Raw genomic sequence first — 11,040 nt, forward strand, 5'->3', positions numbered from 1 at the left:
AAATCCGCGAAAGACGCCGGGATGCAGGGAGGGGACTGTGTTGGCCAACGAACAGGTCGGTATCGGCCGTCTGGCCGTTGCTTCGTCCGGTCCGGCGTTCCATGCGCTGGTTGACGGCGAAACAGCGACGATGAAGGCGTGGGAGGATTTCGTTTCAGGCTCGCGGCGGGAGAATCTGCCGGTGCGCGACGTGGTCATCCGATCCTGGGCACGTTGCCAGAGCTTCCTGGTCGATGCGCGGGCCGATGCCGCACCGGTGGTCGGCAGCGACCTTGTCGAGGCTCTGCGCCGCGACAACCGCGATCTGCTGCAGGCCGCCGCCACGACCCTGGCGGAGGCGGCGAACCTGCTGGCCGGAACGCGGACGGTGATGCTGATCACCGATGCCAACGGCGTGGTGCTGGAGGCCGCCGGCGACCGCGCGACGATGAACGCGGCCCGCGACATCAGCCTCGCCTGCGGCGGCCAGTGGGGCGAGACCTGCGCCGGCACCAACGGCATCGGCACGGCGCTCGCCTCCAAGCAGCCGGTGCTGGTCCAGTCGGCGGAGCATTACTGCGCCGGCATCAAGGGGTGGAGTTGCGCCGGCGCGCCGATCCACGACCCGGTCGACGGATCGGTGGTCGGGCTGCTCGACATCTCCGGCCTGAAGCAGAGCTTCAGCGGGCAGGCGCTGGCGCTGGCCGTGGTTGCCGCCCGGCAGGTGGAATGGAACCTCGCCCGCCAGACGGAGGCGGAGCATGTGCGGCTTCTGGAAGCCTGCCTGGAAGACAGCCAGAAATACGCCGGGGAGGGGTTGATCGCGCTGGATGCGCGTGGGCGGCTTCTCTTCGCCAGCCGCAAGGCCGCGACTCTGCTGAAGGCGAGCCTCGGATCGGAGCTGCCGCCGCTGAACCGGGGGACGAAGCTGCCCCTTGTCGGATTGGACGGCGGCACCGGCGGGCGGCTGCCGGTTCCGTCCGACTGGGTCCGTCCGCTGATGCTGGATGGCGAGCGGCGGGGGACGCTGCTGGTCATTCCCGGTTCGGCGTCGTCCCGTCCCTCCGCCGGGCGCCGGGCGGTGCCGGACGAGTCCGACCACAGCCGCTGCCGCTTCGCCGACATCGTCGGGGCCAGCGACAGCCTGCGTGCCGTGATCGGGCAGGGGGAGCGTCTGGCGCCGCTGCCGGTCCCCATCCTGATCGAGGGCGAGACCGGCGTCGGCAAAGAGCTGTTCGCGCGCGCCATCCACGGCCACAGCGCGGTGGCCGGCGGTCCCTTCGTGCCGTTCAATTGCGGCGCGGTGTCGCGCGAGATGCTGGGCAGCGAGCTGTTCGGTTATGTGCGCGGCGCCTTCACCGGCGCGGCGGCGGAGGGGCGGATCGGCCGTTTCGAATTGGCGGACGGCGGCACGCTGTGCCTGGACGAGATCGGCGAGCTGCCGCTCGACCTTCAGCCCTATCTGCTGCGGGTGCTGGAGGAGGGGGTGCTGTACCGCATCGGCGACAATGTCCCGCGCCGGGTGTCGGTGCGGCTGCTGGCCATGACCAACCGGAACCTGCGGCAGGAGGTCGCCGCCGGCCGATTCCGCCGCGACCTGTACCACCGGCTTGCCGTGACGGCCCTGCGGGTGCCGCCCTTGCGTGAGCGGCATGGCGACGTTCCGCGCCTGATCTCCCACTTCAACGGCGTGCTGGCGGAGCGGCATGGCCGCGCGCCCGTCTGTTTCACCGCCGCAGCGTTGGACCTGCTGCAAGGCCACGACTGGCCGGGCAATGTGCGGGAACTGCGCAACGTGGTCGAACGCGCGATCCTGCTGTCCACCGGCGGAACCGTCGATGTTCGCGATCTTCCGGACGAGTTGCGTGACGCCTGCGGTGGCGTGGAGGCCGGTGGATGGCCTTCGCCCTATCCGGCGGTCGCGGGGCCGGCGATGCCGAACCCGGCGCCGGCCGGCGCCGCCCCCATGTCGCTGACGGTCACCGAACAGCGAACGATCGAGGATGTGATCGCCGCCACCGGCGGGAACCTGTCGGACGCCGCGGCGGTGCTGGGGATTTCACGCAGCACCCTGTATCGCAAGCTGAGCCAGCACGGCATCCAGCGAGGCGCGGTTCGCCGGGGATGAGCCGGCTTCGATGAGGAACAGCTCCATCGTTGGAGGAGGATCGGCGCATGTGCCAAATCTTTGTCAACACCGACCCGATCCTGTACGAGGCCCGGTCGCGCTCCGTCCGCATCCATGGGATGGTGACCAGCATCCGGCTGGAGAACCTGTTCTGGAACGTTCTGGCCGGCATCGCCGCCGAACACGGGACCACGACCAACCGCCTGATCGTCACCCTCTATGACGAGGTCATGGAGGTGCATGGCAGCGTCCAGAACCTCGCTTCGTTCCTGCGCGTCAGCTGCGTGCGCTATTTGACCCTGACACCCGAAGCGGCAACACGCGGAGTTGGCGGGGGGATCAGCACCTCTGATCCCGCACCGGGTGGCGAGGGCGCGTCCGTCGTCGCCTTCCCTGCCGATCGCCAAGTCTCCGCCAAATCGTGACGGCAATCGTGACTGTGGCGCAGTCCGATTCCTGACCGGCTGGACTGCGCCGACCACCGAAGCCGAACCCGGCCCGCACCCAATTGAATGACTTGGATGCGGGCCGCAACCGTTGGTACCCCCAACATCGCTGTTGACCGAAGCTGTATTATCCATCATACAGGTTCCTGTCTGGTGAATGAACAGACGACGGTTTCCGATGACGGGGAGGCGGAGTGCTGTGAAGTCGGCGGTCGAACCCCTGAAGGCGCGCAGGATCTATCTGCTGCTGCGCGACCGCATCGTCGCCGGCGAGCTGCCGCCGGGCGGGCGGCTGCCGGGCGAACCGACGCTGGCGACCGAACATGCGGTGTCGCGGGTTACCGTGCGCCGTGCGCTCGACCTTCTGGAAAAGGAAGGGCTGGTGCAGCGCAAGGCCGGCTCCGGCACCTTCGTCCACGACACGCGCGCCGTCCGGCCGATCGTCGCCGATCTGTCGAACGTGCTGTCGCACCTGATCGACATGGGCCGCAGCACCGATGTGAAGCTGCTGTCCTTCGGTTACGGCATCCCGCCTGAGTCCATCTCCGAGAGCCTGGGTCTGAAACCCGGCGAACGGGTCCAACGGTCGGTGCGCGTGCGCCTGATCGACGGGGAGCCGTTTTCCTACCTGACCACCCATGTGCCGGAATGGATCGGCCTGACCTATTCGGAGGCGGAACTGGCGGCGCGTCCGCTGCTGGAGCTGATCGAACGGTCGGGCGTGACGACGGAGCGCGCCACCCAGGCGATCAACGCGACGCTTGCCGGACCCGAAGCGGCGGCGGCGCTGGATCTGGAGATCGGATCGCCGCTGCTGACCCTGACCCGCATCGTCTACGAGCCGTCGGGCCGTGGCGTGGAGCATCTGCACGCGCTGTACCGGCCCGACCGCTACAGCTTCCATATGGATCTGGTGCGCACCGGCAACGACGGCGAACGGCGCTGGAGCCCCGCCCTGGGCTGGCCGCGCACCACCGAGAAGGCCGAGCGCAAGAAGGCCGACAAAAGCAAAACCGACAAAAGCAAATTGGGCGAAAAGCCCACCCGCACCCCGCGGGCAATCAAACAGAGGAGTTGAGCGTTATGGGACGTTCGGTTCAGGACTCCGCGATCTCCGGTATTTCCCGCCGCACGGTGCTGAAGGCCGGCGCCGCGGCTGCCGCGTTCGTCACCGTGCCGGTGGTCGCGCCGTCGATCCTGCGGGCGCAGACCCCGGTGGTGAAGGTCGGCATCCTCCAGCCTGTGACCGGCGCGCTGGCCCATGATGGCGATCTCGGCCGGCTCGGTGCGGAGATGGCGATCAACGAAATCAATGCGGCCGGCGGCATCAAGTCGCTGGGCGGCGCGAAGCTGGAGATGGTGTTCGGCGACGCCCGCTCCATGCCCGAAGCCGGCACGCAGGAGGTGGAACGCATGCAGGCCGACGGCGTCTCGGCCATCGTCGGCGGCTTCGCCAGCCCGATCTGCCTTGCGGCGTCGCAGGCGGCGGCGCGCTACGATCTGCCCTATCTGGTCGATGTCGGCGTGTCGGACCAGATCATGTCGCGCGGCCTGACCAACACCTTCCGCTTCAGCCCCGGCTTCGGCAAGGTCACGCAGGTGGCGCTCGACAACCTGACCGCCATCAACGACAAGGCGGGCAAGCCGGCCAAGACCGTCGTGCTGGTGCATGAGGACGGTCTGTTCGGCTCCGGCCTCGCCAAGCTGCTGCAAGCGGAACTGCCCAAGCGCGGTTTCGAGGTGCTGGAGACTATCGCCCATCCGACCCCGGCGCGCGACATGTCCAACGTGGCTCTGCGCATCCGCTCGCTGAACCCGGATCTGGTCATTCCGTCGAACTACTATGGCGAGTTCGTTCTGCTCGCCCGCACCATGCAGCAGCAGCGCATCAAGCCAAAGGGCATCTATGCGATCCTGGGCGGTGCGGCGTCGAACGGCCGCTTCGTCAAGGAATTCCCGCAGGCGGCCCAGAACGTCATCGACTGCAACCACTGGCACGATCCGAAGAACCCCAAGGCGCTGGCCCTGCGTAAGGCGGTGGAAGGGCAGGGCAAATCCTTCGCCTACAACGTCTCGCTGAACTATTCGAACGTGCTGCTGCTGGCCGACGCCATCGAGCGGGCCGGCTCCGCCGACCGCAAGAAGATCATCGAGGCGCTGAACGCCTCCACCTTCGCCGGCCACATCATGCCCTATGGCCCGACGAAGTTCGTCAACGGCCAGAACGAGGGCGCCACCCCGATCAACACCCAGATCCAGGGTGAGGACATCAAGGTGATCTATCCGGACGCGTTCGCCGAAGCGAAGGCCAACTTCCCGGCGGCCTGATCCGTTTTTCGCCGTCGCACCTCCGCATTCCCCCACCCGTCCGGGACGCCGCAAGCGGGCGTATTCCGGCCGGGTGACGGGACCATTCCCCTCATGCGCGGGCTGCCATGTATTCACCTCAGATCATCTTGGAAGCGGCGCTGAACGGTCTGATGACCGGCGCGGTCTATGCCCTGATCGCGCTTGGCCTGACGCTGATCTACGGCGTGCTCCACATCATCAACTTCGCCCACGGCGCGCTTTTGACCTGCGCGATGTTCGCGGTCTGGATCGCCTGGGCGGTGTTGGGAATGGACCCCTATCTAGCCATCCTGCCGCTGGTGCCGCTGATGTTCGCGCTCGGCTACGGACTGCAGCGCTTCGTCATCGGGCCGGCCAGCCATGGCGACGACGGCAACATCCTGCTGGTCACGCTGGGCCTGTCCATCGTGCTGGAGAATGTGCTGCTGGCGCTGTTCCAGTCCGACACCCGCACGCTCGACACCGACTATTCCTTCCAGGTGGTGGCGCTGGGGCCGCTGCTGCTCAGCTATCCGCGCCTGATCGGGCTGGGGGTGGCGGTGGTGGTGACCGGCCTGCTGTGGCTGGTGCTGAATCGCACCGACACCGGCAAGGCGATCCGCGCCGTCGCCAAGGAGAAACTCGGCGCCAATCTGGTCGGCATCGACGTGCCGCATGTCTATGCCGTCACCTTTGGTTTGGGCTGCGCCTGTCTCGCCGTGGCGGCGGGGCTGCTGATGCCGACCTTCTACGTCAACCCGCGCATCGGCGGCGCCTTCGTGCTGGTCGCCTTCACGGTGGTGGTGCTGGGCGGCATGGGATCCATCCCCGGCGCGCTGCTGGGCGGCCTGTTCATCGGCGTGGTGGAGAGCCTGTGCGGCCTGTTCCTGGGCGACAGCCTGGGCCAGCTCGGCATCTTCCTGATCTTCATCGCCGTGCTTCTGGTGCGGCCGACCGGCCTGTTCGGAGCAAAGGCATGACCGCGCGCGACCTGATCCCGATCGCCGTCCTGACCATCCTGGCGGCCCTGCTGCCGCTGGTGGTGACCTCCAGCCCGGTGCTGAACTTCCTGGTCTTCATGCTGATCGTCGCGCTTGGCGCGCAGGGCTGGAACATCCTGGGCGGCTTCGGCGGCCAGTTCAGCTTCGGCCATGCCGCCTTCTTCGGCACCGGCGCCTATGTGACGGCGATCCTGCAACTGCGCTACGGCGTCAACGCCTGGGCCGGGCTGGTGCTGGCGACGGTGGCCGGCGGTGTGGTCGGCTGGGTGATCGGTTTCCTCAGCTTCCGGTCGGGGCTGCGCGGCTCCTACTTCGCGCTGGTGACGCTGGCCTTCGCCGAGGTGTTCCGCATTCTTGCCAATGCCGCCTCCTTCACCGGCGGGGCGGCGGGGCTGCTGATCAAGCTCGACGTCCGTGCGGTCAATCTGCAATTCGACGACCGCGCCGTCTTCTATTGGCTGGTGCTGGCCTTCGTCGCCGCGGTGCTGCTGCTGACGCGCTGGATCCAGCGCTCGCGCTTCGGCGCACAGCTGGTGGCGGTGCGCGAGAACGAGGACGCGGCCAAGGCGCTGGGCGTCGACTCCCTCAAGGTGAAGCTGCGCGCCATCGCCCTGTCCGGCGCAGTGACGGCGCTGTCCGGCTGCCTCTATGCCCAATACTTCCTCTACATCGACGCCAACATCGCCTATGGCAGCTGGATTTCGGTGGAGCTTCTGCTGGCCCCGATCATCGGCGGCGTCGGCACCGTCTTCGGCCCGGTGGTCGGGGCGCTGACCCTGCACGGGCTGGGTGAGGTCGCCAAGCAGTTCGCCGGCCGCATTCCCGGCATCGACCTGATCGTCTTCGGCGGCGTGCTGGTTCTGGCCGTGGCCTTTGCCCGCGGCGGCATCCTGGGCCTGCTGGAGCGGCTGCGTGACCGAGGCCGGGGGATGATGGCGCGCGGACCCAAGGAGGTTTCCCATGCTGGCCGTTGACGGCGTTTCCAAGCGGTTCGGCGGGCTGATGGCGGTGGACAGCGCAACGCTGTCGCTGGAGCCCGGCGGCATCATCGGGCTGATCGGTCCGAACGGTGCGGGGAAGACCACGCTGTTCTCGATGATCTCCGGCTTCGTCGCACCCACCAATGGACGCATCCGCTTCGAGGGCACCGACATCACCGCCGAGGAGCCGCACCGCCGGGCGGAGCGCGGCATCGGTCGTACCTTTCAGATCGTCCAGCCCTTCGCCGGGTTGACGGTGTGCGAGAACATCGCGGTCGGCGCCTATCTGCGCCACGCCAAGCGCGCCGATGCCACCGCCAAGGCACGCGACGTCGCCCGTCGCGTCGGTCTGGGGAGCGAACTGGACCGGCCGGCCGGCGGGCTGACGGTGGCCGGGCGCAAGCGGCTGGAACTGGCCCGCGCGCTAGCGACCGAACCGAAGTTGCTGCTGCTGGACGAGGTGCTGGCCGGTCTGAACCCGTCGGAGATCCGCGACATCATCCCGGTGATCCGGGGCATCCGCGACGAAGGGGTGACGATCCTGATGATCGAACACGTCATGCAGGCGGTGATGAACCTGTGCGAGCGCGTCTATGTGCTGGCCCAGGGCCGCATGATCGCCGAGGGGCCGCCCGCCGTCGTCTGCGCCGACACCCGCGTGATCGAGGCCTATCTCGGCCACGGTGCCGCCGCCCGTCTGAAGGCGGAGGGGGCGGCCCATGGCTGAGCAGCTTCTGGAAATCCGCGGGCTGAAGACCGGCTATGGCGCCACCGAGGTGCTGCGCGGCATCGACATGGCGGTGCATGCCGGCGAGATCGTCACGGTGCTCGGCTCCAACGGCGTCGGCAAGACGACGCTGAACAAGGTGCTGTCCGGCGTGCTGCCGCCCTGGACCGGCGAGATCCGGTTCGGCGGTACTCGCATCGACGGCAAGTCCGCCGCGCGCATCGTCGAGGAGGGGCTGATCCAGGTGCCGGAAGGCCGCAAGATCTTCCCCAACCTGTCGATCCGCGAGAATCTGGAACTCGGCAGCTACCGCCGCGGCAAGCCGAACCGGGCGCGGAACCTGGAGCGCATCTTTGCGACATTCCCCCGCCTGAAGGAGCGCGAGGCCCAGTTCGCCGGCACCCTGTCGGGCGGCGAGCAGCAGATGCTGGCGATCGGCCGCGGCATGATGGCGGAGCCGCGTCTGCTGATCTTGGACGAACCGTCGCTCGGCCTCTCGCCGCTGGTGGTGGAGGAGATGTTCGGGCTGATCCGCAAACTGAATGGCGACGGGCTGGCGATCCTGCTGGTCGAGCAGAACGTTGTCCAGTCGCTGGAGGTCGCCCGCCGGGCCTACATCCTTGAGAACGGCGTCTTCGCGCTGTCGGGACCGTCCGACGAGATCGCGCGCGACCCCGAACTGAAACGTACCTATCTCGGGCTGTGAGCGATGTGCGCTCCGGCCCTCTCCCAACACCTTCCAACCCTGACCCGGTGGTGCGCGACCGCTTCGCGTGGCGCCGCCGGGGGGAGCGCTTGACATGACCGTCCCCAGCATCAGTTTCCGGGACCGACTGGCCCAGGACCGTGTCGTCCTGGCGCCCGGAGTCTACGACGCCTTCACCGCTTCGATGGCCACCGCCGCTGGATTCGAGGCGCTGTATCTGTCCGGCGCCGCCATCGCCTATACCCGGCTCGGCCGGCCCGACATCGGGCTGGTTTCGGTCAGCGAGGTTGCCGACACCATCGCCCTGGTGCGCGACCGGGTGGCGACGCCGCTGATCGTCGATGCCGACACCGGTTACGGCAATGCGCTGAACGTGCAGCGCACCGTCCGCATGTTCGAGCGCGCCGGCGCCACCGCGTTGCAGCTTGAGGACCAGAGCTTCCCCAAGCGCTGCGGCCACCTGACCGACAAGTCGGTGATCCCCGCCGGCGAGATGGCCGGCAAGATCAAGGCGGCGGTGGATGCCCGCACCAGCGAAGACACCCTGATCGTCGCCCGCACCGACGCGGTGGCGGTGGAGGGCGTCGCCGCGGCGCTGGACCGCGCCCGGCTCTATGTCGAGGCCGGTGCCGACGTGCTGTTCGTCGAGGCGCCCAAGAGCCGGGAGCAGTTGTCCGCCATCGCCACCGACCTGGGCGGCATCCGCCCGCTGCTCGCCAACATGGTGGAAGGCGGGCAGACGCCGATCAGTTCCGCGTCGGAGTTGGGCGAGTTGGGCTACCGGCTGGTGATCTTCCCCGGCGGAATCGTGCGAGCGCTCGCTCGGCAGGCGCAGGACTATTACGGCTCGCTGGCGCAGCACGGCACGACCCAGCCCTTCCGCGACCGCATGTTCGACTTCAACGCGCTGAACGAGCTGATCGGCACGCCGGAGATGCTGGCGCTCGGCGAGACTTATAAGGACTTCACACCCGCCAAGCGGGAGGACGCAGCATGACCATGAAGACCGCAATCGATCCCGTCACGCTGGCCGTCCTGAAGGGCCGGCTGGAGCAGATCGCCGACGAGATGGACGCGACGCTCTACCGTTCCGCCTTCAACCCGATCATCGCCGAGGCGCGCGACGCCTGCCACGGCCTCTATCATGCGGAAACCGGCGCCACGCTGGTGCAGGGCACCAACGGCCTGCCGATCTTCGTCGGCGCCATGGCCTTCGCGGTGAAGGCGGTGATCGACAAGGTGGCGAAGGAAGGCGACCTCCATCCCGACGACATTTTCCTGTTCAACGACCCCTATGACGGCGGCACCCACCTGAACGACTTCCGTCTGGTGCGGCCGATCTTCCGTCAGGGCCAACTGTTCTGCTGGATGGCGTCGGTCGGCCACTGGCTCGACATCGGCGGCAATGTGCCGGGCAACTTCAACGCCCGCGCCACCGACAGCTTCCAGGAGGGCGTGCGCATTCCGCCGGTGAAGTTGGTGAAGGCCGGCGTGATGAACCACGACCTGCTGGCGATCCTCGCCGCCAATTCCCGCGTGCCGGTGTCGAACTATGGCGATCTGAACGGGCAGTTGAACGCGCTGGATCTGGGCGTGCGCCGCCTTACCGAGCTGCTGGACGAGCATGGCGAGGAGACGGTGTCCGCCGCCTTCGACGCCTTCACCGCACGCGCCGACGCGCTGATGCGCAGCGCCATCGGTAAGCTGCCGGACGGTGTCTACAGCTTCGAGGACTATCTCGACAACGACGGCATCACGGCGGACCGGCTGCGCATCGCGCTGGACCTGACCATCGCCGGCGACCGGATGACGCTGGACTTCTCGCGGTCCTCCGCCCCCTGCGCCGGGCCGCTGAACATCGCCTATTCGACCGCGGTCGCCTGCTGCTACGTCGCGCTGAAGCATGTCTTCACCGACGTGCCGGCCAATGCCGGCTGCCTCAACCCGATCACCTTCGTCATCCCGGAAAGCACGCTGCTGGCGGTGAAGCCGCCCAAGCCGGTGGGCGGCTACACCGAAACGATCCTGCGCGTGATCGGTGTGGTGTTCGGCGCGCTGGCCCTGGCCGACCCGGCCCGCGCCACCGCCGCGCCCTTCGGCACCATCAATGCGCTGTCGCTGGCTGGTCACCGCAAGGACGGGTCGCGCTGGGTGATGTTCTCCTTCTTCGGCGGCGGTCTGGGCGGCAATCCGGAGACGGACGGGCTGAACCACGCCAACAACCCGATCTCCACCGCCACCATTCCGCCGGTGGAAATCCTGGAGGCGGCCTATCCGGTGATGTTCACCCAATGGGCGCTGCGCCCGGACTCCGCCGGGGCCGGCCTGCATCGCGGCGGGCTGGGTGCCGTCTATGAGATCGAGGCGCTGACCGATGCCGACGTCTTCCTGCTGGGCGAGCGTGGGGTCTTTGCGCCCTTCGGCGTGGCCGGCGGTACGCCTGCGGCTCTGAACCGCTTCACCTGGCAGAGTGACGAGGGCGAGAAGTCGCCGCCGCTCGCCTCCAAGGTCACCGACGTGAAGATCCGCGACGGCCAGCGCGTGCGGCTGGAGACGCCGGGTGGTGGCGGCTGGGGCGACCCGAAGCGGCGCGATGCGGAGGCCGTCGCCCGCGACGTGCGGCTCGGCTATCTCGGCCGTGAGGCGGCGCGCGGCGCCTATGGCGTGGCGCTGACCGACGACGGCGCGCTCGACATCGCCGCCACCGCGACCTTGCGCGAATCCTCCGCCGCCTGACGAACCCGG

10 protein-coding genes are annotated in these 11,040 nt (G+C 68.2%); all 10 read left to right on the forward strand.

Annotation, left to right across the window (positions count from 1 at the left end; translation table 11 throughout):
- Window positions 1-37: 37 nt before the first annotated feature.
- The 10 genes from TSO5_RS10950 to TSO5_RS10995 all read left to right on the forward strand — a co-directional run bounded on the left by TSO5_RS10950 (window position 38) and on the right by TSO5_RS10995 (window position 11,031).
- Window positions 38-2,107: a sigma-54-dependent Fis family transcriptional regulator gene (locus tag TSO5_RS10950; RefSeq protein WP_109151615.1), complete on the forward strand. Its 2,070-nt coding sequence runs from the start codon at window positions 38-40 to the stop codon at window positions 2,105-2,107.
- Window positions 2,108-2,154: 47 nt separating this feature from the next.
- Complete coding sequence (locus TSO5_RS10955) at window positions 2,155-2,532, forward strand: ribbon-helix-helix domain-containing protein (RefSeq protein ID WP_109151616.1); 378 nt, start codon at window positions 2,155-2,157, stop codon at window positions 2,530-2,532.
- 220 nt (window positions 2,533-2,752) lie between these two features.
- Window positions 2,753-3,631 (forward strand): GntR family transcriptional regulator, encoded by an 879-nt coding sequence (locus TSO5_RS10960; protein WP_109151617.1) that lies wholly within the window; start codon window positions 2,753-2,755, stop codon window positions 3,629-3,631.
- A 5-nt stretch (window positions 3,632-3,636) separates the two neighbouring features.
- A complete protein-coding gene (locus TSO5_RS10965; RefSeq protein WP_109151618.1) occupies window positions 3,637-4,881 on the forward strand; it encodes an ABC transporter substrate-binding protein in 1,245 nt (414 codons plus the stop codon).
- Between the two features lie 107 nt (window positions 4,882-4,988).
- Entirely contained in the window at window positions 4,989-5,861 is an 873-nt protein-coding gene (locus TSO5_RS10970) for a branched-chain amino acid ABC transporter permease (RefSeq protein ID WP_109074162.1), read from the forward strand.
- A complete protein-coding gene (locus TSO5_RS10975; RefSeq protein WP_109151619.1) occupies window positions 5,858-6,856 on the forward strand; it encodes a branched-chain amino acid ABC transporter permease in 999 nt (332 codons plus the stop codon). The genes TSO5_RS10970 and TSO5_RS10975 overlap by 4 nt, the downstream gene beginning before the upstream one ends.
- A complete protein-coding gene (locus tag TSO5_RS10980; RefSeq protein WP_109151620.1) occupies window positions 6,843-7,589 on the forward strand; it encodes an ABC transporter ATP-binding protein in 747 nt (248 codons plus the stop codon). Before TSO5_RS10975 ends, TSO5_RS10980 begins: the two co-directional genes overlap by 14 nt.
- The gene (locus TSO5_RS10985; RefSeq protein WP_109151621.1) at window positions 7,582-8,295 is read left to right on the forward strand and encodes an ABC transporter ATP-binding protein; all 714 of its coding nucleotides are present in this window, start codon (window positions 7,582-7,584) and stop codon (window positions 8,293-8,295) included. Before TSO5_RS10980 ends, TSO5_RS10985 begins: the two co-directional genes overlap by 8 nt.
- Before the next feature lie 94 nt (window positions 8,296-8,389).
- Entirely contained in the window at window positions 8,390-9,292 is a 903-nt protein-coding gene (locus TSO5_RS10990) for an isocitrate lyase/phosphoenolpyruvate mutase family protein (protein WP_199230855.1), read from the forward strand.
- On the forward strand, window positions 9,289-11,031 hold the full coding sequence (locus tag TSO5_RS10995) for a hydantoinase B/oxoprolinase family protein (protein ID WP_247870694.1): 1,743 nt from the start codon (window positions 9,289-9,291) through the stop codon (window positions 11,029-11,031). The genes TSO5_RS10990 and TSO5_RS10995 overlap by 4 nt, the downstream gene beginning before the upstream one ends.
- The last annotated feature ends 9 nt before the right edge of the window (window positions 11,032-11,040 follow it).

It is taken from the genome of Azospirillum sp. TSO5 (assembly GCF_003116065.1).
GTDB lineage: Bacteria > Pseudomonadota > Alphaproteobacteria > Azospirillales > Azospirillaceae > Azospirillum.